At 45.0% G+C, this 25933-nt stretch carries 15 protein-coding genes; 14 read left to right on the top strand and 1 reads right to left on the bottom strand.

Features of this window, described 5'->3' with window-relative positions; genetic code table 11:
* Positions 1-732: 732 nt before the first annotated feature.
* The 9 genes from T496_RS0106300 to T496_RS0106255 all read left to right on the top strand — a co-directional run bounded on the left by T496_RS0106300 (position 733) and on the right by T496_RS0106255 (position 8228).
* Complete coding sequence (locus T496_RS0106300; RefSeq protein WP_231478016.1) at positions 733-1191, top strand: cupin domain-containing protein; 459 nt, start codon at positions 733-735, stop codon at positions 1189-1191.
* A gap of 694 nt (positions 1192-1885) precedes the next feature.
* A complete protein-coding gene (locus tag T496_RS0106290) occupies positions 1886-2944 on the top strand; it encodes an RHS repeat-associated core domain-containing protein (protein WP_027449993.1) in 1059 nt (352 codons plus the stop codon).
* Positions 2945-3123: 179 nt separating this feature from the next.
* Positions 3124-3555 carry a hypothetical protein gene (locus T496_RS0106285; protein ID WP_155808722.1) on the top strand — a complete coding sequence of 144 codons (432 nt, stop codon included), beginning with the start codon at positions 3124-3126 and terminating at the stop codon, positions 3553-3555.
* A 60-nt stretch (positions 3556-3615) separates the two neighbouring features.
* Positions 3616-4359, top strand: coding sequence for a hypothetical protein (locus T496_RS0106280; protein ID WP_155808720.1), 744 nt, complete (start codon positions 3616-3618; stop codon positions 4357-4359).
* A 244-nt stretch (positions 4360-4603) separates the two neighbouring features.
* Positions 4604-5179, top strand: a complete 576-nt coding sequence (locus tag T496_RS0106275) for a hypothetical protein (protein WP_027449990.1) — start codon at positions 4604-4606, stop codon at positions 5177-5179.
* Between the two features lie 118 nt (positions 5180-5297).
* The gene (locus T496_RS14410; RefSeq protein ID WP_155808717.1) at positions 5298-5948 is read left to right on the top strand and encodes a hypothetical protein; all 651 of its coding nucleotides are present in this window, start codon (positions 5298-5300) and stop codon (positions 5946-5948) included.
* A gap of 234 nt (positions 5949-6182) precedes the next feature.
* Positions 6183-6845: a hypothetical protein gene (locus T496_RS0106265; protein WP_027449988.1), complete on the top strand. Its 663-nt coding sequence runs from the start codon at positions 6183-6185 to the stop codon at positions 6843-6845.
* A 314-nt stretch (positions 6846-7159) separates the two neighbouring features.
* Positions 7160-7360: a helix-turn-helix transcriptional regulator gene (locus tag T496_RS0106260; protein WP_027449987.1), complete on the top strand. Its 201-nt coding sequence runs from the start codon at positions 7160-7162 to the stop codon at positions 7358-7360.
* A gap of 28 nt (positions 7361-7388) precedes the next feature.
* Positions 7389-8228, top strand: a complete 840-nt coding sequence (locus T496_RS0106255) for a BRO-N domain-containing protein (RefSeq protein WP_027449986.1) — start codon at positions 7389-7391, stop codon at positions 8226-8228.
* Positions 8229-8582: 354 nt separating this feature from the next.
* Here the strand turns inward: T496_RS0106255 and T496_RS0106245 are convergent, their stop codons facing one another.
* Positions 8583-9659 carry a hypothetical protein gene (locus tag T496_RS0106245; protein ID WP_155808714.1) on the bottom strand — a complete coding sequence of 359 codons (1077 nt, stop codon included), beginning with the start codon at positions 9657-9659 and terminating at the stop codon, positions 8583-8585.
* A 321-nt stretch (positions 9660-9980) separates the two neighbouring features.
* On the opposite strand from T496_RS0106245, the gene T496_RS0106240 reads away from it, so the two are divergent.
* The 5 genes from T496_RS0106240 to T496_RS0106220 all read left to right on the top strand — a co-directional run bounded on the left by T496_RS0106240 (position 9981) and on the right by T496_RS0106220 (position 25908).
* Positions 9981-21365 carry a LamG-like jellyroll fold domain-containing protein gene (locus T496_RS0106240; RefSeq protein ID WP_155808712.1) on the top strand — a complete coding sequence of 3795 codons (11385 nt, stop codon included), beginning with the start codon at positions 9981-9983 and terminating at the stop codon, positions 21363-21365.
* A 3-nt stretch (positions 21366-21368) separates the two neighbouring features.
* Positions 21369-22163 (top strand): hypothetical protein, encoded by a 795-nt coding sequence (locus tag T496_RS0106235; RefSeq protein WP_155808709.1) that lies wholly within the window; start codon positions 21369-21371, stop codon positions 22161-22163.
* Positions 22164-22167: 4 nt separating this feature from the next.
* Positions 22168-23145, top strand: coding sequence for a fimbrillin family protein (locus tag T496_RS0106230; RefSeq protein WP_081783574.1), 978 nt, complete (start codon positions 22168-22170; stop codon positions 23143-23145).
* Positions 23142-23276, top strand: coding sequence for a hypothetical protein (locus tag T496_RS15310; protein WP_262499094.1), 135 nt, complete (start codon positions 23142-23144; stop codon positions 23274-23276). Before T496_RS0106230 ends, T496_RS15310 begins: the two co-directional genes overlap by 4 nt.
* Positions 23277-23490: 214 nt before the next feature.
* Positions 23491-25908, top strand: a complete 2418-nt coding sequence (locus tag T496_RS0106220) for a TonB-dependent receptor (protein WP_027449981.1) — start codon at positions 23491-23493, stop codon at positions 25906-25908.
* Positions 25909-25933 lie beyond the last annotated feature (25 nt).

Raw genomic sequence — 25933 nt, 5'->3', positions numbered from 1 at the left:
TCAATCATCATCCGATATGAAGGAGCAAGCACTTAGAGGCTTGCTCTTTTTTTTGTTGTTTCGGCCTCACCCCCAGCCCCTCTCTGAAAGACGAATAGACCAGTGAGAGCAGTACAAGCTCCGTAGAAAGGCCGAAACGACTGCCCATTACTTCCCTTTTGAAGGTCAAGAGTGGCACTCTCACGTGCTCATAGTGGCACTCTCACGTTCCAATAGTTACGCTTTTACGTGCCAATAGTGGCACTTTTGCATCCATTCTAGAGTCTAGAAACACCATTTCTAGAGTCTAGAATGGGTTGTTTTAAAGTCTAGAAGTGGCAGTTCTAGAGTCTAGAAACGACCGTTCTAAAGTCTAGAACCAAAGCAATAGTTTTTGTTCTAGCCCCTGGAACTGCCACTTCTAGCCCCTGAATCAACCACATCCAGGGGCTGAAACGACCGCATCTAGCCCCTGGAATGGCGCTGGCCAGGGGCTAGATGCGGAGCAAAACTTACCGAATTGCATCGCAAAACTTACCGAATTGCAACGCAAAACAAAAGGTATTGCATCGTCAAACTGCCACTTTTCCGCTAGAAAGGTGCCAGTTTTCTATTAAGTTGTAGCTGGAGCATGCAGGTATCAAAGTGATTAATTTCAGAGAAAAAATTAGGGAGTAATGTACCATGGTTCGGGAAAATAATGTATCTTTGCAGGTGAACTATTATACCTATTATTTAAAGAATAACATGATCATGAACAAAAAATTATTGAAGCTGACTGCCGGTTTACTGTTCCTGTGCACCATAGCAGTTGTTATTGTGAGCTGTCGGTCGGAAGCTAAAAATGAAGAAGAGGTCGTTTCTCAAGAGTTGATCCGCACCAGTCAGAGTTGGGACGGCGTGGAACTGCCCGACTATCTGCAGGGACGCCCCGAACTGGTGGCTGTGAAATATGTGTTTCCTGCCGGTAAGAAGCTGGGCTGGCACCATCATCCCGTGATGAACTACGGCATTCTGGTGCAGGGCGAACTGACCATTATCGGGCTGGACGGCACCGAAAAGACGGTGCACGAGGGTGAGGCCGTTGTAGAGATGGTGAATACCATACACCATGGCGAGAACCGCGGGTCGAAACCCGTCATCCTCTATATGTTCTACCTCTCGCAGAAAGAGCTGCCGCTAGCGGTGCAGCATCCAGAGATACCACTTTAAGCGAGAACACCTTATATAATATATATGAAAGAAGCTCCGACCTGCATCTGCAGCAGGTCGGAGCTTTAGTGTTATGTAAGCCAGTGGCTCTTACCACGCCTGACTGAGCATCATCAGTGGGCCGCAAGTATGACGAGGGACTGTCCCCTGTCATGCGTGTCGTGCGACTGCCCCTTTTCATGCGTCAAACCGCCACTTTTTCTAAGGCTCTGTGGGCTTTTTAGAATCCCTTGTTGGGAAAACAAAAACCGTGAAAACCCGCTGATATTGTTGTCGATGAGCAGTGAGCTCATCTGTTCGTTGTTTGTACTCCATCAAAGGCAAGCAAGCTTCCCTTTTCTGTAGCACAACCATCAAACAGCCTGACGGCTACAACAACATCATCGAAAAACCAAGAAAACCGCCTACGGCCATGTAAATATATACTGTGGAGTAAGAGGCTTTAGAATCCAGATAGGAAAGAGCAGAATGTCTCCCTCCCTCGGGAGGGTTGGGGTGGGGTTTCCCTTTCTGAGGAGGGTCGGGGAGGGGTTCTTATACATTTTATCCCCCTAAATGATACACTTTACCAGAAATAATTGTATCTTTGCAGTCAGACAAACTATTATTAATCTTAACCAGAAACAAGATGCGAAACCCTGCCCAATGACTATTTTCGACTTTTTTACGCCTTACCATTATAGACTAGAATCGCATGAATAAACGACTTTTCCTTCTGTTGTTGCATCTGTTGATGGTGTCAGTGTTGACAGCACAGACATCGTCTGAGAACTGTGTCCATATTCGGAAGTACCTTTCTTCGGACAGCAGCCGGAGGTATCTGACGCTGGACTGTGGTGAGGTGTCTTTGTGGGGCAGCACGAGTGCTTCGTCCTACTATTTCGACCTGAAGGACTATCAAGGAAATGTGCGCATGGCTGTGAGGTCGGATACTTCCTCACCATTCGTGACAGATTACTATCCTTATGGTGGTGTGATACGCAAAGGCAAGACAGGCACTCACCACCGCCTGTTTATAGGCAAGGAGTTGGACAAGATGCATGCGCTGAACTGGTATGACTTCGGGGCGCGTATGTATGACCCCTCACTTGGGCGTTTCACGACCATGGATCCCCTCTGTGAGAAATACTACAGCATCAGTCCCTATGCTTATTGTGCGAATAATCCGGTGAACGCGGTGGATCCGGATGGGAAGAGGGTAATTGTACAATATAAAAATGATATAAATAAGTATGATTATTATATATTTAGTGGCTTCAATAATACAATGAGTAGCATACCTAATAATTCGTTTGTGAAAGATTTTATTTTGGCTTATTTGTATAATACAAAAAACGGAGGTGGAGATTGTATGAAAAGTGCAGTTTATGACTCAAATAATGATTATTACGTAATTGATGCAATGGATTCCAATCTTTCAGATTCTCCTTCGACTTCTTTTCATTCTCAAGATGGTAAAGCAATCATAACATGGGAATCAAGACGTGGACTAGAGACAACTGATGGCGGACGCCAATCGGCAGCAACTCGTTTGGAACATGAATTTGATCATGCTGTTGATAATGCGAAAAATGGAACAAAACACCGCGAACGAAGAAATACATATAATGAGGATTATTCCAATGAGGAAGAGAAAAGGGTTATTCTTGGAGCCGAGAAGAAAACAGCAGAGAATAATAATGAATCAATAAGAACTAATCATGGTGGATTCGTTTTTGATACCCGTAATTCCATATCAATAAAACCATTATAACAATAATGACGATGAAATACAAAGAGAATATTTTGTTTAGTTTTTTATTTATATATACTATTATGTGTCTTACCTCTTGCTCCGTTATGTACAAGAAGGAAATGAAGGACAATGACACCATATTTGTATCGTACTATCCTTACGTTTACGAAACGAATGTAAAGACAACATGTAAATCTATGGCAAAAATTGCGGAAAACCTTGGCGTGTATGAAACGTTGGAGTGTTCTGCCGAGGAATTTGATAGCATTAGCTCGTTTTTATGTTCCATTACAAGACAGATGCCTAAGAATCAGACTTGTGAAGCTCGTATGTATGTAGAGTGGAAGGATGAAGGATTATGTATTGGTGATTTGAATTGTCTTTGTGACATGGAAGATTACAATTTGGAAAACTTGCCAGAGGTTTTGTATTTATTGCGATGCAGGTCTGGTTATTACAATTGTCTTGATAGTATGGAATTAGCTTCTGATGCATTAATAAAAATCTATGGAATACCTTCAGATTATAAATATTCTTTTGATAATAAATCTTTTGGAAACGAAATAGGCTTAGATATGAATCGGTTAAAGATGAGAAAAGTAGCCTTGGTGAGACTTAATGAAAAATAGTACATCTAACACTCCTGTTGAGAAAGAACTTGAAATTATAATTTATCCTAAGAGAACAAAATGAATAAAAGATATTTTACTTTTTTTTTATTGATGAACGTAATTATACTTCATGTCTACAGTGTAAATACTTTTAAAATAGATAGTATAGTGGTTAAACATGCTCCTTGGCATTTAGAAACTCCAGCGAACGTGACATGTAGAGATTTTGAAAATGAAATTTCTTATGAGGAATACCATATTTCTGATAGTGCTGTAATTTCAGACATCGTTAAAGAATTCTATAGTCTAAAAGAGTCCCATGCGAAGACGTTAGATGTGAGATGCAAATTATACTTGTATTCGCAAGGAGTTGTCTTAATGTCTGCTTGCATGGATCCTTATCATATTTTATATGATGGGGTTTTATATAATTTGCCTCCGTCATTGAAAAACAAGATTGATCGAATGCATAAAAATAGTACGCCAAAGATATCTATGAAGAAAGATTTATCTAGCGAAAGAGGTTTTCCTTTTCCAAATGGGCGTGATAGCTTATTCTCTTATTTATCATCGGAATTAAACGGAATAACCAGGATGATAGAGAAAACGGTTTCGTTGACAGTAAACTGCCAAATAGATAGTCATGGTAATACAATAAAGGTCGTCGTAAGAAACAATGACCATAATAATTGTGATAATGTAAAGAAGTTAGTGACGAAATTAAAAGAAATCTTCGTGAATGATATTAAGTGGATTCCCGACAAAGAAAGATTCCCATTTGAAGTTGTAAATATTCCTTTAAAGTTTATAGCGGATGATTAGCCAGAATCGCGGTGACAGAGAAAAAGAATGTAGCACGGAATAATGATAGGCGGTTTTACCAGGCTCTAAATGCTGTAATGTCAGTCAAAAACTATTTTTTAAGAGAGGCAAAACGAAATGTGGAAAAGGTTGGATGAGGTCAGGGACTTATGACAAGTCGCTCTATCCTCAGTTTGTGGAGTTCTTGCGCACTATCAGCAGTACTTATGGCAAAGCCGTTGTATTAAAGCAAAAAGACTAAGGCGTGTGTCAGACACCAGTCCCTTGGTACATCATTTACTTACATTTACTTCTCTACCACGAGGATGCTGTTGGCAATGATGCAGCTGAAGCGACTTACCAGTATTGCGCAACTGGCAGTGTTAGTAATACCACAAAAGCCGCCCTTACTGCCGATGTTATGGCTGCTGCCGTACCTGGACTAACCGGTACAGGATTAGCTGTCAGAATGGGAGCAAAAGCAGCAGAAACTAGTATAAAGGTTAATACTGTAAGTAAAGTTGTTAAGGCTTCAGTACATGGAAATTCAAAAGCAAGTACAAAGGCCCAGCATGCATATGACATTATAAATAAAAAAACTAATAAGGTAATTAAAACAGGAATTAATGGTGGACAGATAAAAAATGGGAAGTCGGTTCGAGCTGAAACTCAAGTTAAGAAATGGAATAAGGAATCAGGTGATGGCACTTATAAATCAGAAATAACCCATCATGAGCCTGCTGGTGAAGGGTTACGAACCCGTATTCTGGATTACGAAAAAGAACGTGCTAATGTTCTACGAGAAGAATTGAAGGCAGAAAACAAACATAAACGCCCCTAATATGAATTTAAGGTATATAAATTTGAGAGTTGATTATTTTTCATATGAAGATGCTTTTTGCAACATTTTCATGGATAATGTGTTTTTCGTGTCTCATTTCCTTTCTAAAAGGATAAGAATGTATAAAATTCCTACGGATGGCACATATAATGAACTGAGTGTTTGTCTTACGAAATCAAAAGAGCATTGTCTGATAGTGTCAGAAAAATGCTTACTTGCAAAAATAACTTTTAGTGACGAGAATTTGAAGTCCTATTTGACAATGACTAATGAGCAACAACGTTTCGAATATTATTTGTCTTTACTGGAAAGAGGCTATAATTTAGCTAGTAAATTTAAAGGTATACCAATTGACGTCTTGGATAATCTGCATAATGAATTTCGGCTTAATGGCTATAAAAATGAATGGCTGTTTAAAAAGAAAATAATTAAAACATTTGATATAAAGATTGTGTTAATGCATGAGTTAACATCGTATGACTATAAACTAATGTTGTTCGTATATGATATAGGAACAAATAAAGTTATATGTAAAGGGTGTATATATCAGACTTTTCCAGACAGTATACTTTTTGATAAGAACGTCAGGCATTTGGTCATTGAAGACGGAAAACTGATTATTACCGACTTTCTTGATCATCCTCAGTTTGTCTGTGAGTTGAGTGATTTAAGTAAGGGAATAATTAATTCTGTCTGCGTTGATGCTAATACTCGGAAATATTTGCCCAATGATAAAAATAGAGAAAAGTTTGAAAGACTTAAATGGTAAAGGTAAATCACAGTTACTATGTTTTCTATTTGAACCTGTGAATAATATCGACGTGCGGCTATTGTGGTTGTAGTGTCGTGTCTGGAGTCTCTTGGCACATTGGCTCTTTTCTGTAAAAAATATAGAGAAAAGCTTATGCAAAAAATGGGAAAAGGACTGAAACACTTTTCTATAATCCAAACGACAAAAAATATTTAAAAGATTCACCAACATATATAGGACCCTATAATAAATATGAAATTGACAAAGGCAAAATTGGAAAAAATATTAACTCCTTCGTTGGAAAGTATGGGTTATATACACTTTAAGGATACAATATCTGGATTTCAAGGTTTATTCGTAAAGAAAGTATATCCAGATTTATTTCTGACTTTGGGGTTGACCATATCACGATATTATGAAGACTCTTTCACAGGCAGTTTTTATTTATCTAAAACAACTCGTATTGGAAGTGTATGGGGAGATATTCCTGAGAAATGCTATGAAAGAGTTGGCTTCTTACTGACTGAAGAAGAAATGAAGAATTACAGAGATGGAGACTCTTGCATAAAGGATATCTGGTGGAGAGGGCTAGTTGCCGCTTCTGTTGATGATTTTTTATTTTGTGTCAAACAATGCGAACCGAGAATGTGCAACGATATGATATTAAGAAAACAAATTGAAGAAAGTATAGAAATTAAAAAACTACATGATTATTCTGTAAAAGTTGTGGAGATTGTTGATAATTTACCTAAGAGCAAGAAATACGAATTCCTTCCACAAAAAGAAATAGACGATATTCCTATAAAATGGTTTATGGCTGCGGAAGAGGTTTTATATTCTACTGATGCCATTCTTAATAAGAATACAGTAAAGGATTTAGCATCAGACTCCTTTATTAGGTATAAAATGAGATGATATACTTTTCTATATGGAAAATAACGTTGAATCAAATGATAGGTTTAATCACGGTGTCAGATTATGATTGAATGAAAAAATGTAAACAATGAACAGTCTGTCGGCTACAACATCATCATCGAAAAACCAAGAAAACCGCCTACGGCCATGTAAATATATACTGTGGAGTGAGAGGCTTTAGAATCCAGATAGGAAAGAGCAGAAAAACTATAGTAGAAAGCATATAAAGATGTTAAATATTACACTTTTTATATCAGAAAGCATGTAATTTGCAAATAATATTGTAATTTCGCATACGAAAGAATATAATTTATATGGAAAAGACAAAGTTATCAAAGGTGGTAAAGGATTTGCGCAAGGAATATGGTCTTACGCAAGAAGACCTTGCAATGAAGTCTGGCGTAGGCTTGTGCTTTGTACGCAATCTGGAACAGGGGAAACCGACGCTAAGAATGGATAAGGTCAACCAGCTACTTGATTTGTTTAACTACGAACTTACAGCAACCAAAAAATGACAGAGCAGCGAGATCAAAAAGAATTGATATGACAAAGAAGCAAGCAATACAACTGTTTGAAGAACGCAAGGTACGAACAGTGTGGGACGATAAGGAAGAGAAGTGGTACTTCTCTGTAGTAGATGTGTGTGGAGTCCTTACCGACAGTAAGGATCCGACAGCATATTGGCGTAAGTTAAAGCAACGATTAAAGGAAGAAGGAAATGAAACCGTGACAAATTGTCACGCTTTGAAAATGCGTGCTGCAGACGGTAAGATGCGCCTAACCGATGTGGCTGATACAGAACAGCTTTTCCGCATCATCCAATCCATTCCTTCGCCCAAGGCTGAGCCGTTCAAGCAATGGATGGCACAGGTTGCCAGTCAGCGCATTGACCAAATGCAAGACCCCGAACTGAGCATCGATCAGGCCATCATTGACTACAAACGTTTAGGTTACAGCGATGCTTGGATTAACCAGCGTATCAAAAGTATTGAGGTTCGAAAAGAGCTGACCGACGAATGGAAGCGCACAGGCGTGCAGGAAGGATTGGAATACGCCTCACTCACCGACATCATCACTCGCGAGTGGAGCGGTTTCACCACCAAGCAATACAAGCACTACAAAGGTTTGAAGAAAGAGAACTTGCGCGACAATATGACTAATCTGGAGATAGCCCTTAATATCCTCGCGGAAGCATCAGCCACAGAAATCTCTAAAGACCGTAATCCCAAGGGCTACAATGCTCAGACGCAGGTGGCAAAAGAGGGTGGCAGTGTAGCCAAGGCTGCACGCAAGCAACTGGAGAGCAAGTTAGGCCGTAGCGTTATCACTAAGGATAAGGCAAGTGACTATCTGTTGCCGGAAAGTACTGATAATGACAATTAAATTCTTATTTATGGAAGAGAACAAAATAATAGCAAATAACGAACAAAAGTTGGAATCCTTATATGCGGGTGCCAGAACTGATGGGTGATTTGTTTCAGTGGGTCAAGACCTATATCTCCAAACTGAAGCAAGTGGGACTTCTTGTACGTGTAGGCAGTAACAAGACAGGATATTGGATAGTAATGATAGCCCGATAGAGTACGAATATGACGAAAACGGTAATATGACAAAAGTATGACGAGGGTTCTGGTTATACAACTGCTTTGTACAGAAAGGAGATAGACTAATAAGTAAAGAATTGACGGCACTATCCAAGGAGGATAATGCCGTCAAGTTAATCGATGGAGCTATATCTTATAGTTTCTCTAGTTTAAGTGTACCATCTGCGCCAACTAAGGTTACAGTGGCCTGTGAGCCTGTTGTCCAACCATTGGTTTCAACAGTGGCCTGGATGTCGCCATCTTCAGTAAGATGAATCACCAGTTCCTTTGTTGTAGCATTCCAATCATAAGTGTCTGCATGAGCGTCACCCTCTGTGTAGAACTCGTTATTGTTGGCAAATACCAATACGCCACCGATTCTTGGACCATTGAAGTTTACATCAGTTACCTTCCAACGACCGAGGATGCCCTCTGAAGGAATCGTGTAGTCTTTCCTCATCATCGTAACACCTGCGAAGTCAACACCATCTTGCATCATGCGACCTTCTCCGTTCAGCACATTGCCGCCTTGTACGGCTATCGCTTTCAGCTCGGCCTTTGATCCATTTACTTGGTATGTCCATTCTGCACGGATACGTCCCTTGCTGTCGTAACTCGATGTGAAGGTAATGTTTTCTCTTTGAGATCGCTCATCGTAGTAGTAACCTGTTCCATCCTCGTTGAATACTATTGTAATACCTTCGCTGTTGTTAACGTTTCCTTCATCATAAAGAAATATCCAAGTACCAATAATCTCTCGAGCTTGTACTTCTCCTGGGTCACCGCCTCCACCTTCACCACTCTGGATGATGTCATTACTAGACTTCTTCTCGAGGATAAGGGTGTAGTTATTATCGGATTCAGATACCAGCATGCTGATTTTACCATCTGAGCGCATGCTCAATACAGCGGTACCTGATTTTACTCCTTCGAAAGAGGGAGTTAAAAGACCTGTGGCTGGAATGTAGGAATATCTGCCAGTATTCACTTCACCTATACCACCCAGCTGCATCTTCATCACACCATTGCTGGCCATGTAGAATAATGTGCCTTTGGTGGGACCATTATTAGTAACAGGTGACGAAACTACTTCCCAAGTGCCCACAATTGATGAAGAAGAGGGCGCATTGGGATTAGTGGGTTCATCACTGTCATCACCACATGCAGTAAACACATAAGTACTCATCACAACTACTATGATAGCACACATCCATTTAAACATTATTTTCATAATTTAAGAGTATTGGTTAGTAATTAAAAATATTGCGCTGTTTGGGAACAAATGTAGTAATTATTTTCTTTGTAGTGAAAATAATATTAAAAAAATCTCGCTTGCTTCCTCTATTTTTAACGTTTGTTTACTAAAAACGGGTGGTAGGGTGTGAATATTTACTTCCAAACAAGAATATTTTGTAGATAACTGGAAAAACTTGCGTGGCTTTTCCATGCGGTTTATACGTAAAAAAGTGGGTTGTTTTGCATTGTAATTAAAATAAATTATATATCTTTGCAAAAATTAACTAGTGAATACGATATTTATACCTTTCTTACTATGACTACAAAATATCAATCCGCTTTTGTGCAACAGTGGCAGATGTTGCTGGTGGCACTATTCGTATGGTTGGTGCCAAAGCAGGCTATGGCTACTTACGTTGATGAAACCTATAATTATAGTGTTACACTCAACGGTACGAACATGGTTAAGATTCAAGTGCCCGTATATGATCAAGAAAGTGCCGACTGCTGGGTGAACGATGGTTATCTGAAGGTGTCGTGGGATGGACAGACGAAAACCCTGTTCCACTGGTATCGTAATGGTGATACCGATAGTGACAGCAAGGACATCTGGGTTCATTTCTCAACCGGAGTTGGGGGCGAAATCGATGTTACTCAGGGTAATTCGGCCAACCACTTCACTTTGACGTCGGCAAATGGGGATATAGAACGTCTTATCTATAGAAACTCTGACGGAAAGACCTATGCCATCTATGCCGTGTGGCGCCTGCCTTACGACATGCTTGGTAAGAAACTGACGTTTACGTGGGATGTGAAACGCGACGGAAACGGTCGTAGTGAAGAGCATGTGAAGGGACTCAACGACGTAACGATTACCATGCCAAAAGCTGCCGATGTGGTTTTTCCGCAAGTCACTGAGGCTACCTTGGCCTATAGTGAACAGGGAAAATTGGAGATTCCTTGGTTCATTGCATCTACGAACATTACGTCGGCACGCTATGAATTTACCGGCGACAATGGTCAGGTGGTGAGCGAGTCTCTGCCCACCAATATGAATAGTGGAACTATTTATCTTGATGCGACAAAACCTCATAACAATTTCCGTATCATAGTATCTTATAGGGACAATAATAATTACCTGATTGAGAACATACCATCAAAGACGCAGAATCTGAAGATGATTCATGCGCCTATTGGTTTCACTGCCACACCGATGGGCGACCACAAGGCAAAGGTAAAGCTGATGTGGAACATCTTGTATCCCAACGCAAACGACTTGATGGATGTGGACTTCTTTGAGGTGCAGCGTTCGCTGACGGGTAAAGAAAGCGATTTTACCACTATCGGAACAGTTGAATTTGCCGCCGACGAACAAAACTATACCTATATCGACAGCACCCTTGTGGATGCCATTGCCGAAGGACATCTGACGGGAGGGGGCACGTTGGAACATCTGACCTATCGCATACGTCGCACTGCTACCCAGACATGGGGATGGAATGGCAATCCTGCTTCTGCTTCAGCTTCGTGTGTAGTCGATGATATACACCTGTTGACCATTGCCAACTATACCGCTAAATGGGAAGATGAGCGAGCCTATACTGTGCGTGTAGGTTGGGAGTATGGCGATGAGTACAATGCAGTATGGGACAAACGTGCGGAGATGAAGTTGCGCGTAACATCGGTCAACCGAAAGAAAGAACCCGTGGATACTGCCGTCTATGTGCTTACAGCCGATGAACGCGACAATCGCTACAAGGTGATCAGTCTCTCGCGTCCATGTGTGGACTATCATATTGAGATGTTTGTGGACCGTGGTACCTCGCCCCTGTGTACATGGGACAAGCTGGAACCCTACTATTTCCCTATTCGCAGTGCTGCCGACTGGCAGACCTTCGATGAGAAGATAGCCAGTGCCAAGGGTGAGCGCGACATCAACGCGCGCCTGTATGCCGACATCACAATCACGTCCAGTGTGGGCTTTAGTACGGCTCCCTTCCGCGGACACTTTGATGGCAACGGCCATACGCTGACCGTGAATATGTCTGGTTTTGCAGACTATTGTGCACCGTTCCGCTATGTTAAGGATGCCACTATCAAGAATCTGAAAGTCAAAGGCAATCTCTCCTCGTCGAGTAAGTTCACCGCGAGCATCGTTGCCGGCGTTATTGGTGGCACGAACGTCATTGAGAATTGTGCATCAACAGCAACCGTCCATAGCAGCATCACTGGTGATGCCACCAATGGTGGTCTTGTTGCTTATCTGACCTCTGGTACGCTGTCCATTACCAATAGTTATTTTGGTGGTAAGTTTACAGGTGATAATTGCTATGCCAACGGTGGTCTCATAGGTTATATGAATCCGAACACCACTGCCACAGTGTCTAATTGCTATTTTGCACCTACCGAGATATCTACGCAGAAACAGAACTGCGCAACCTATGCCCGATATGGAGGCAATGCAAAGTTGACCGTGATTAACAGCTATTGCTCCATGGCTTACGAACCAGATAAGAGTACGGTCACCATTGATGGCGCGGAGTATATGGTGCTTCGTACAAGTAGTGACTGGGATGCATTCAGAGCCAAAGTGGAAGCTGCTAAGGGAAATAGCGATGTTAATGCCATCATGGATGCAGACTTCAGTACCGTCTATAGCTGTGCCATGAACTATCCGTTCCGTGGTGTGTTCAATGGAAATGGCCATACTCTCACAGCGAAAATAGAAGGAGGTAGCGAGGCTTATATTGCACCATTCCGCTATGCCAAGGACTGTACTATCAAGAACTTGGTTGTAGATGGAGAGGTGAAAGGTGGTAATCATTCAGCTGGTCTCGTGGGCTCATTAGAAGGTTCTCCAACGGTTAGACTTGAAAATCTATATCTGAAAAACAGAGTTGTGACCGTCCAGAACTATGTTGGCGGTGTTGTGGGACATACGCATGGTGCTAATATCGTCATGGAAGACTGTAAGTCGTATGGCTATGTTTATGCTGTTGGAAGTGATTCTTACGGTGGCGCTGTGTTTGGATGGGGACATGGTGGAAGTTGGACCTTGCATCGTGTTTATGAGTATGTTAGTTTCAGTGGTATAATTCATGCTGCATTCAGTTTTTGGTATAATCAAAGTAACAACACAATACATAAGTGGGGGTACAACGACGCCTCTACTACTTGTGTCTCATACCATGATTTTGATGAGGTTAAGGCTGAGTATCGTAGCACCTATGACTCTGACGCACTCGTTATTTTTAATCGTGAGCTAAGCGGTTCATGGGATAATAAAAGTGGTGCTATCCTACCTGTCATGGATGTCCTGAATATAGGTGCAGATAATGATATGAATGCCGATGCTTTGCTTAACGCCTTTGGTGGCGGATGGAAGAAGGAAAACAAAACTGTTGTTCCTGTTGTTACGACTTTCTATGCATACTCGGCTACGTCTGCGTCAACATGTCCTACGTTCTACCATGAAAGCATGGGTAAGATAGAGAAGACACTTAAGACCGAGACTCGTCAGAGCAGTGTGCTACTGACTTGGGAAACCGATGAAAATCCTGTGGACTACTTCATGGTGTTGCGTCGTGAGAAAGGTGCCGGCGACAACGACTGGACAACGGTGGAGAGCAACATCGACCAGAAAAGCTATGAGGATAAAAGCGTTTCTCCGTTGATGGACTATGAATATAAGGTACGTGCGATCAATGACTGCGAGGGCATAAGCTATACGGAGACTGAAGTGGAAGAGGGTGCCTGCAAGCACACCGGACTCTTGGAGGGTTATGTGCGTTTCAATGATGGCACGGGTGTGGATGGTATTGTTGTGGAAATAGTCCCCACGTCGGAGGAAGACCGTGCGCAACCAGATGCCATCAGAAAGGTGAAGACCGACGAAAGTGGTTACTTCGTGGCCGACGACCTGTCTTACTTCGGAAAGACGAGTGTCTCTTACGAAGTGACTCCTGTTTCCACGGGTAATATCAGGTTGGAAAACGGTCAGTCTTCCGTGACTTTCAATAACACGTCTAATCATGAAACGGTAAAAGATTTTACGATCACGAATGGTCTTCAGTTCAATGCCTATGTGATGTACGATGGTACGAGCATTCCTGTGAAGGGCGTACGCTTCCGTGTGAATGGAAAACTGCTTCACAATGCTAAGGGCGACTATGTAGAAACCGACTTCGAGGGACACGTTCAGTTCCAGGTGCTTAATAACACGCTTAGCAAGATTCAGGCCGTGATGGATCATCACACTTTCACCAACGGCGGCTGGTATAAGAGTGCGGATGGCGTGGTGCTGACCGATAAGGTGGGAAAGACCTATTTCTACGACTCTACGTTGGTGAAACTCACAGGTCGTGTGGTTGGCGGTAAGGACCAAGGCAACTTGCCTTTGGACAATAACTTGTCGCGCAACAACCTTGGAGATGACTTGTCAATGGTACTCACCTTGGAGGGCGATAATACATCATGGTTGGTCTATGACAACCAGAACACCGGCGTCACGAAGCGTAACATCACGTTCGATCATCCCGCTGGTGGCGGACATAAGACCACCGTTGAGATGCAGCGCAAACGTATGGTTGTAAAGCCCGACTCCTTGACTGGCGAGTATGTGCTCATGTTGCCACCTGTGCGATGGAAGGTGCAGCAGGTGTATTGCGAGGGCTACTCCACACTGTTCCAGGATGGCCAGGTGAGCGAGGTTATCGACCTCACGGAATGTCTTATCCCCGACACCATCAAGTATGAAGGCTCTTTCATCGATGTTGATGGACACGGCGTTTATCAGCCTACTGAAATCTACAACTATCGCTATAACCGCATCTATCATGCTCCTGTAGAGATTACTTACCGTCAGTTGGGGTATGATACGTTCGACTATTTCGGCGATAAGAGCTATATGGCCCAGACACTTGGCGGTGATAAGATAGAGGTTCCGCTAGCTGGTCAGAAGTATGACGGCTATTCGAATTACACAAACCCATTCGACATTTATACTCACACAGCTAAACTGAATGGACAACAGGCAAGCCATGCGGGAATAGGAACGGATATATATGCTAACCTGTTTGATGGAGATTCAAACACCAAGTGGTGTGTTGTCTCCAACTCTAGTAACTGGTGGGTCAACTTCAAAGCTGATAAACCTGTCAGCGTAAGCTCGCTCGACCTGACTACCGGCAATGATAGTCAAAAATACGATGGACGCAATCCCAAGGGTATGCGATTGCTGGCTCGTGCTGCAGAGACTGATGAGTGGACAACACTGTATGAAACCAACGATGCTGGCATAGAGGCCTACAATCTCAAAACCTATAGTTATAAGATTGCCAACCGCAATTTCTATCAATTCTTCCGCTTGGAAATTCTTACGACCAACTGGGGTAATATCGGCACCTATGAGGGCTATGAGGTACAGTTGGGTGAGCTGGCGCTGACCTGTAGGGGAGATGCCGACAATAAGCCGGAAGAAGACCATGGGCCAGAACCCTTGTTGAGCAGCAGTGCATACTATACCTTCGGCTATCCCGTATTCAGCCTGGAACGTAAGTATCCTATTCAGATTTCTGTTGTGGAGCGCTATCCGTGGAACGGCGTGAAGGGTAGTAAGAAGGAAGATTTGGTAAGAATTGGCGGTGGAAAGGTGATTGTTCACAACGGCATGAAGAACGGTCTTCATCAAGACTTTGTGACGCTTGATAGCCTAGGCCAGGGCGTGTTCCTGCTGGAAGCAGAACAAACCACGCGCCTATTGACTAAGGATGATGCCCTGCGTACTGTGACCATGACACTGGAACAAGACGGTACCACCTATGAGGCAGAACCTTTGAAGGGCTATATCCTGAACATGTTTGCCACCGGTGGTTCAAAGGATGCCATCTCTACAGACGAACCACTCCTGATCGATATCTTGCGTGACCCGCCAGGCGGCAGTTCCACTGCAACATTGTCGAAGGGATCAAAACTGAAGTACAACTATACCGTAGATATGAAGTTCAAGGCTGGTGTGGAACTGACGTTTGGTACGGGTACCGCACTGGATAACTATTCGGGCGTTATAGCCGGTGTAGCCGAGTATGGTCTGATAAACTCAGGCTCGTCGCAGAACTGGATAGACCTTGATATTATCTTCAGTGGCACGGGTAAGAAGGGCTATTCCTATACGATGAACGTGGCCGAGGATATCACCACCAGTAGTGCTCCTACGATGGTGGGTGCTGATGCCGACGTGTATATCGGCGTGGTACAGAACATGATTGTTACTCCGATGTCCACAATTCGTGCTATTCCCGACAGTATCTACAAACACATGTTAGGACGACTGGGTGGCAGTACCTTGGCAACTGGTAATACGCTGAAGTACGGCTCTCTGGTACATATTGCTGAAGGACGTGACGCTTACGACTCTGTATATCACTTGGTACGCGACGAATCGCTGGCCTATGGTCCACAAGTGACATCGCAGTTTGCACACTCGCAGAAGTACATCGTGTCAGAGCTGCTGCCTAAGTTGGCAAACGAAATCCACGCAATGCTATTCACCGGTACAAAGGATGAGGCGCAAAAGTTGGCTGATGCTACGGGCAAGGCCGTCTATTGGTCAAAGGTGGAACCCACACACGAGGACTTTGGCGTGGAATACGACGTTGTTCGTCCAACGGGCGTGACAGGAGGAATCGACGAACTGGCGCAGAAACAGAATGTGTTCTTGGCGTGGGTGAAGATGATAGGTGAGAACGAATATGAGAAGTTGAGCGCCTATGATCTTGTTGCCAACTACGACGTGGACGGTGGTTCCAAGGTGACGTATAATGAAACGTTCGAGAGCGAATATAGCGTAGCACAGAATATCAACTATCCGTTTACTACGGCCGACTACTTTGGCGATGATGGAACTGACAGTTCCGACAGACTTGCAGCGGCAGGCGCTACCTTGTTGTCGCAACCCGCACTGGCATCTGTCTTTAAAATGCTGTCAAAGCAACTGGGCTTTGGCGAGGTTGTTAAGGATGGCGTAAAGGAGAATAACAAGGCTGGCATTGGCAGTGTAGAGATGAAATTTGCTGGAGTGGCATTCAAGTTTGGTATCGTACCTGTGATCGACTACTCAAGTATCGGCACTTATGGGACAACCCATAACTTCACTCGTAAGGAGAGCTTTACAATATCAATGGATCCCAAGAGCCATCTGAACCTGGATGTGTTCCGTGTAAGAACGCTGGCTAACGATACTTTGAAGTCAGAGAATGCAGATAACTTTGACGTGTTCCACAATGCTAATTTCGATGACTGGATGGAGTGTGTCAACCACCACGTGAGTGGGGGCGTTGACTATAGAGATGCGATATATCCACGCAGCTTCATCTATCGCACACGTAGTGGCGCAACCTGTAATCCATGGGAAGACGAGCGACGCACGCTGGCCTATCGTCCGGGAACGCTGCTCGATGAACGTACAAAGAAAATCAGTAATCCAAAGATTACGCTTGACCGACAGAGTTTGAGTGGTATAGCCATTAATGACCCAGCTCGCTTCAAGGTATATCTGACCAACGAGAGCGAGCAACCGGAAGCGGCTACTGGTGGCCTGACATTGTTCTCCTTCTTCCTTGATGAAACGTCGAACCCCAATGGCGCAAAGATTTACGTGGATGGTACACCGCTCAACGGCAATGGCGTAACCATTGTTCTTTATCCAAACAAAGTGGTGGAGAAAACCATGGAGGTATATGCTGGTAGTGAGTTTGACTATGAGGGTATCACTCTTGGCGTAGCCTCCAACTCTGACTTCGCTAATACACAGAATAAGGTGAAGTTCGATGTACACTATCTGCGTCAGGCTGGGTCTGTGAATATCTCATCGCCAGGCGATAAGTGGGTCATGAATACCGATGCGCCATGGAACGAGAAGCGTGGCTGGTTCATTCCTATCACCATTGACGGATTCAACAAGCACCAGAAGAATTTTGACCACATCGAGTTCCAGTATAAAGAATCGATGCGCGGCGAAAACAGTTGGACGAACCTGTGTTCGTACTATGCCGACTCAACGCTGATGGCTCAAGCTAATGGCGTACGTGAGATGATTCCAGAGAATGGCAACATCATTACACAGTTCTATGGTGAAGGAACGGTGATGGAAAAAGCCTACGACCTTAGGGCCGTGCTCTATTGTCGTGATGGTAACTCGTTCCTGACTACGCCTTCGCGAATCATCAGCGGTGTGAAGGATACACGTCGGCCACAGTTGTTTGGAATGCCAGAGCCTAAGGATGGTACCATAACAAATAAAGACAATATTGTGTTCAACTTCTCTGAGGATATAGAATACAACTATCTGAACGACATCACCAATTTCGAGGTAAAGGGTGAGGTGAACAACGATAATATAACTGAGACGGTAAGTCTGGAGTTTAGCAATAATGCCAGCGTGGAGAGTGAGGCTCAACGCAATTTCAATGGTAAGAACCTGACCATTGACATGATGATTAAACCAAATGAAAGTGGCAGGGAAATGCCGTTGTTCTCGCATGGCACCAATGGCAAGAAACTTCAACTGTGGCTGACAGGGGATTATCATCTGAAGGCTGTTGTTGACGACCAGACATACACTTCGACCAAGGCCATCGCCAAGGGTGGTTTCACACAGGTTGCCATGACCATTAGTCAAGATAGTGTGCTGACATTCTACAATGGTGGAGAAGAAATCGGTACCTCTAAGATGACGACGCTTTATACCGGCACAGGACCACTTATCTTTGGTAGAACAAATGAGACAGACCGCACAAAGAGTCAATACTACGAAGGACGTATGATGGAGGCTCGCTTGTGGTATCGCGCCCTTACTGGCGGATTGCTGGGCTCGACCTATGGTAGTCGTCGACTGACAGGATACGAAGTTGGTCTTGTGGATTATTACCCGATGAACGAAGGACACGGCGACTATGCTATGGACCACACGCAAGGCGCTAATGCACAGTTGAAGGGTGCATCGTGGGCCATGCCACACGGATTCTCGCTCTACCTGGACTGGGAAGATCGCGGACTGGCACTCAATCAGAATACCTTGAACCGAACAGCTGAACAAGACTATACGTTGATGTTCTGGTTCAAGACTGACTCAAAAGGCCGAGGCGTATTGCTAAGTAATGGTGCTGGAAGTGCTGACGAAGACAATGCAAGGAACCAGTTCAATATTGCTTTTGAGGCAGAGAAACTGATGTATAGAACTCATGGAATGGGTGTTGAAGTGCCTGGCGATTGGAGCGATAATCAGTGGCACCACTTTGCCATGACGGTGAAACGCTCTCATGGCGTGGCAAACATCTATGTGGATGCAGTTCTGCGCGCCAGCTTTGCTGCCGACTCTTTGGGAGGCATCAGTGGCGGACATCCTCTTGTTGGTGCAGCGCTCTCTGACAAGAAGAATGAACAGGGAAAGATTGAAACAGTCGATACTCGCAATTGGCTGAGAGGTTATATAGATGAGCTGTGCCTCTTCGAGCAGGCTCTGCCAGCAACAATGATCAAGAACTACTCGTCGAAGAGTCCTTGTGGTGATGAGATCGGACTGTTGACCTACCTGTCGTTCGACCACCAGGAACGTCAGTCGAATAATGACATCGAACTTGTACCTTATCCATATAGCAGAAAGATATATAAGGATGAGAAGGGCGACACTCGTTATGAGTTAGACCCGCAGACAAAGGAACCGACGTCCATTCCAGTGCGCGACTATCCGTTTGCCGACGAGGTGAGCATCGAGACAGTCAAGGCACATATTGATGGTACGACGGCTGCACCTGTGGTGCCATACGAGGAACTGAAGAACCTGACCTACAGTTATGTGGGAAAAGACAATCAGGTACTTGTGAGCATCGACGAACAGACTTCGCGCATCAATCGTTGTAACATCTATGTTACTCTGCGTGATATCGAGGATAAGAACGGCAATGCAATGGCATCGCCTCAGACAGCTTGCTATTACGTGAACAACAGTAATTTGGAATGGTGGCCTAACCGCGAGACAAAGACAATCTCTACACAAGAAAATAGCTTTAATGATGTTTACCTGAGCATTAGGAATAACAGTGCTGCGAGTCACACTTATACGATAGAGAATTGTCCGAAGTGGTTGCAACTGGAAAAATACAGCGATATCGTCGGTCCGAATGACTTTGCGCTTATAACTGGTACGGTGAGCAGAAATCTGAATGTTGGTACGTATGATGAGATTATCTATTTCTCCGACGAGGAGGGTGTCAGGGAACCACTCTATCTGAACGTTACCATTGAGGCAGAGAAACCTAACTGGGCACTCGATATTCCTGGCGACCTGCTTCAGTACTCTATGAATATCACAGGTCAAGTGTACCTCAACGACGAGATTGATATTGACACGCGTGACATCATTGGCGCATTCGATTATGAGGGGCAGTGCCACGGCTTTGCTCATATCGGACATTCGGCTCAGACTGATGATAATGGTCTCTATCTGACTGTCTATGACAACATCCCTAATGGTCGTAAGCTGCTTTTCAAGTTATGGCAGTATTCTACTGGCAGGGAGCAGATGTTGAGAGCCGATGGTCAGGAATGGTTGGAGTTTAAGAAATCTACTGTCCTTGGCATCGACAAGCCTGTGCGCTTCGAGGGTACTAAGAGCTTCATCCAAACCTTCAACTTGAAGAAAGGTTGGAACTGGGTATCGTTCAACGTGTCTAGTGAGAAACTATTCAATCTGAACAATCTCCTCGACGGACTGCCATGGTGCGAGGGCGACGTGCTGACCGATATGAATACTGATCTGACGCTGCTTTATACTAACGGACACTGGTTGTCGTCAGGTGGTTTGAATAATGTCATGCTCTCTACACGTAAGGCTTACGCTATCAAGGTGCAGAATGATATCTCCTTCCCTGTTTCAGGAAGTATCATTAAGGCAGCCGACCAGCGAACCATTGAGGTGAAGAACGGGTGGAACGGTATTGGATATACGCCGATGATGAACCTGAGTGTTGAGACTGCCTTGAGTGACTATTACGACAAAGCTGAGGTGGGTGATGTTGTGAAGAGCCACAATGAGTTTGCTTACTTCGCACTAACCGGTGGCACAGGGCGCTGGCGTGGTAGTCTGCAGTATATGAAACCTGGCGAGGGCTATATGCTACTTCGCAAGAACAGTACACCCATAACCTTCCGCTATCCGTTCTTCGAGGTTGGAAGCACGTTTGTTGATGAGTGGAACTACACCACAACGTTCAGGGCGCCTTCTGCTCAGCTTCGTTCTACGATGAATGTATCGGCTGTAGTCGATGGCTTCAGTCTTGAGGAAGGCGATCGTCTGGTGGCTTACGCTAATGGAGAAAAGGTTGGAGAGGCCAAGGCAGCACAGTTGCTTGCAAAGGACCACACGGATGCTCCTATCTTCTATCTCAGCATCAGTGGTGAAGCGCAGACGGGCATATGGTTCGCTATTGAACGCGATGATGAGATTGTAGCAAGCACGATGGAGCAGATGTCTTTCCGTGCTAATGCTGTGGTGGGCTCTCCTGACCAGCCTACAACAATCAGCTTTGCACGTAGTGACAATGCCGACGGCAAGTGGTATAGCATGAATGGTGTACAGTTGCCAAAGCGTCCTACGAAGAAAGGTATATATATATATAATGGTAATAAAGTCGTAATCAAATAAGTTATGAAATATCGTATCTTTTCCTTTGTCGCAATTCTGCTGGCAGGACTCACAATGGGAGCCTGCGATAGTGATGACGATAGCAACAATTCCCTGAGCTATACGTTGGAGAACACAACGATGGCGCCCGCGTGGCAGATGGATTGGAACTTCAATCAAGAAACTCCCAATTGGCAGAAGCCACAATCGCAAAGCTTCGAGAACTGGGTCGTTATACTGGTGAAGATTGAGCAAGAGCTGCAAGAATATACCAGTAAGGATGACTTGATGGCTCTTTTCGTGGAAGACGAATTGCGTGGGCTGGCCAGTCCTGCTATCAGTGTCGATGACCCCGGCTCCAGTTGCGATTATTATCTTATGAAGGTTTTCGGTAATGAAACGGACGAGGAGTGGATGGACGTCACATTGAAGTATTATAATAGTCAATTAAAGCACGTGTTCTCACGTTCTGCGTCTTTCCAGTATAGGACAGATCAGGTGATAGGTATTGATGAGGATTTTGTTCCAAAGTTCACGTTAGGACCCGCTAAGTATCCTATTGTCATGAACCTGTCGCTCGACTCAACCCCTTTGGCCAATGTAGATATGGAAACTTCCAGTGATGACATGATGGGTGCCTTCGTTGGCGGTGAGTGCCGCGGTGTGGCGCATGCCAACGGACGTATGGTTGTCTATGGTCGTGAGGAAGGCGAGAAGGTGACCTTGAAGTACTATGAAGCTGTAAATCATCGCGTATATACCTTCAATGATGCGGTGAGGATAAAACAATTACCAACAAATACCATAACAATCAATTAATGTGATGAAACTATTGAAATTATTCTCTTTGATGCTGGTAGCAACCACGATGGCTGCCTGTTCCAGCGATGACAACGACGCCACACCGCAGCGCCCTGAAGTGCGTGCGCTGTCTTTCGAGGTGTCGGAAACTCCCTATGAGAAACCTGGCGAAAGTCGTCGTATCACAAGGGCTGCTATTGCTAGTTCGCTTGATAAGTTCTATCTGAACTATATATACGGTTCAGAGCTGCTAACAAACGGCTCTTCTATAGAGACAACGAAAGATGGTGAGAAGGGCTGGAAGGTCAGCGGTGGTGCTATAGGATGGCCAGGAACGGAAAATACAGTGGATTGGTATGCCTGTTCGGAGAAAGTGACTTTTAATACGAGTGGACCATACATCAACTTCTCCGTCGTTGAATCAGCCTCACACCAGAAAGACCTGTTGGTGGCTACTGCCAGCGGAACGTATGCTGAAACGGGTGGCAAACTCTCTTTTACCTTTGATCACGTATGCAGTGCTTTGCGCTTCAATGTGAAGAAAGCCAAGAATTTGGCTGACTATACGCTGACGGTGCGCGAGGTGAAGCTCTGCAATGTGGCGAGTGAGGGCGACTATTATTTCAAAACCTTGTCGTGGACGCTGGATACTACTAAGTCCAACTATACTCTCTATTCAAGTGCGGGCTTGACTCCAGGTGCGGGCTTGATTCTGGGAATAGAATCCTATGTACCTTTGGGTGATTCCAAAGCTCCTTATCTCTTCCTGCTTCCTCAAACGCTCACGGCGTGGGGTCGTTCGGGGGCGCCTGCCAATACCTATCTTGAACTGACTTGCGTTATCAGCAGCAACGGTAGCGAGGTGCACAATGGCAAGGCCTATATTCCTTTTGGCGCCGTGCTGGAGAAAGGCTATGAGTATGATGTGAATATTAACATAGGCAAGAATTCGCTTTATAAGCTTGATAACGGTAATGTAACTAGAATTATACCCTCATGAAACAGAAATATATAAAACCCACTTCGCGCATCTTCCAGCTTCAAGGACCAGTGCTGATGGTCTCTGGTTCTGTTGAGGTAACAGATTATAAGCGTGATACGATCAGCATTGGAGATGTTGATTCTGAATGATAGATAGTACAGAAAACAATAAGCTCCGACCCGGACGAGTGCCAGGTCGGAGCTTGTTGTTATGAGTGGTCTGCGACTGTTACCACACCTTTTTCGAACGGAAAAACACCTTAAATTCATTTATTTTTCACAAAAACTTCATTTTTAACATATAAAATAAACGTATTTTAAGAAAAACTGTTAACTTTGCAAAAAATCTATAAATTACAATCTGATGAATACAATAAGACAATGGATGATTGCCGCCATCCTGATTATCTGCGGCACAATAGATATACAAGCAGAGACTCTGCGTGGTACCGTGAAAGACGCAATTACTGGCGAGACTCTGATAGGAGCGACTGTGAAAGTTGTGGAGTTAGCTGATGCGGTCGCCGTGACTGACATTGATGGTAACTATACGATCAATGTCAAGCAGGGCGGCCGCTATACCATTGAGACTAACTATATCGGTTATGAGCCCAGCATCATGAAGGAAATCCTGATTTCGGGTGTCAAGGAGGTGGTGCTCGACGTAGCACTGCGCGAGAACAGCACCGAACTGAAAGAGGTGGTGGTGCGCCCACGCGTGAACAAGGAAGCCACCGTGAACCCTGCCGTGCTGACTGGCGGTGTGATGCTGTCGATGGAAGAGGCCAGCCGTTTTGCTGGTGGCTACAACGACCCGGCCCGTCTGGTGACGGCCTTTGCCGGTGTGTCGGGCGAGGCCGATGGTAGCGGACTGTCTATCCACGGTAACGCCCCCGAGCGCATGAAGTATCGCATCGAGGGTGTGGAGGTGTTCACCCCCAACCACTTTAATGACCTGTGGAGTGCGGGCTACGGTCTGGTGAGCGCACTGAACTCTAACGTGATTGGCAACTCAGACTTCTTCACTTCTACCTTCAACGCCAACTACAACAATGCCCTGAGTGGCGTGTTCGATGTGAAGATGCGTGCCGGCAACAACAACAAACATGAGAATATCCTGCAGATAGGTACCGTGTCTGAGGAGTTGACACTCGAAGGTCCTATCTCGCGCAAGAACAACAGCAGCTATATCGTGAACTACCGATATGGCTTCACGTCGCTGGTAGATAAGTTGGGACTGGTTGACATGGACGGTTCGCACATGGGCTTCCAGGATTTCTCTGTCAAGCTGAACTTCCCCACCAAGCGCGCGGGCACGTTCTCGCTCTTTGGACTGGCGTCTCACGACAGCACCTACGATGACCCGTTGGATCTGGAAGACGTGAACGCCGTCTATGACACCTCGGATAACGAGGGTAAGCTGACGCAGATTCTGGCTGGCGCGTCACACAAGATTCACTTTGGCAATAAGTGGACCTGGCGCACCACGGCGGCCTACAACATGCAGCACCTGAAGAGCGATATGTTCTACTTCGGACTGAGGCGTGACGCTAATGGCGTTCCTGTATCTCCATTGGCTTTTGAAGATCCCGATAATCCCAAGAGCAAGAAGTACCCCTTCAGTCAGCAGCAGATGAACGAAGACCGACTGATGATCAACACCGAACTGTCGAAACAGCTGACGGCCAAGTGGCTGACACAGTTTGGCGCCGAATATTCACACCGCTTCTTCAACCTCTACTATCGCTCTCACGACCAGCTCTACGACACGCTGAACCCGATGGTAGAATATACCAAGATGAAGGATAACACGGGCCTGGCAAACATGTTCTGGCAGAACCTGTTCACGCTGAGCGACGAGCTGAGCCTGTCGGCTGGTGTGGCCGCCAACTACTTCCTGCTCTCGAAGGACTTCTCGGTGGAGCCGCGCGTCAGCATGAAGTGGGATCCCACCGAAAAGCATAGCATCTCGCTGGGCTATGGTCTGCACTCTATGATCGAGAAACTGGACACCTACTTCTATCGTGACGAACTTGGTCGTATGCCCAACAAGGATCTGGACCTGTCGAAGGCGCACCACCTGCATGCCACCTATATGTATAAGTTAAACCCCAACCTGACGCTGCGCCTGAATGCGTTCTATGAGTATGGCTTCGACACCCCCGTGGGAGCGGCACCTGGCAGCACCTACTGTGTGACCAACCGCCTGTTCTCTTATACAGAAGAGGCATTGGTGGGCAAGGGTAATACGCGTAACTATGGTGGCGATATCACCTTGGAACACTATATGTATCACGGTTTCTTCGGACAGGCTAACGTCTCTGTGTATAAGTCGCAGTACAAGGGACAGGACAAGGTTTGGCGCAATCAGCTCTACGACCGCGGCTTCATGATGAAGGTGCTGGGCGGTAAGGAGTGGATGATAGGCAAGAACGTACTGAACGTCAGTGCTAAGTATAGCATCCAGGGTGGTCTGCGCTACACGCCTGTTGACATCGACGCGATGCGCGCCAGAGTGGCCGAAGGTAAGATAGACGATAACCCCATCTATAAGGATGATGAGGCTTTCACCAAGCGCTTTGACCCAACGGGCATCGTTGACCTCACCGTGAGCTATAAGATCAACAAGCGTCGCGTGAGTCACACCATCGCCTTCGAGGGACTGAACGTCTTAGGCACCAAGACTCCCATATACCAGCGCTATGATCTGGGTACCAACGACGTGCGCATAGACAAGAGCTCTATCTCGCTGCCCAACATCTTCTACCGCCTAGACTTCTAAGACAGAACAACAGACGAACATACTT

It is taken from the genome of Xylanibacter brevis P6B11 (assembly GCF_000621825.1).
GTDB classification, from domain to species: Bacteria; Bacteroidota; Bacteroidia; order Bacteroidales; family Bacteroidaceae; genus Prevotella; species Prevotella brevis.
The sequence above is the reverse complement of the archived record's forward strand: the minus strand, read 5'-3'. Positions and strand labels throughout refer to the sequence as shown.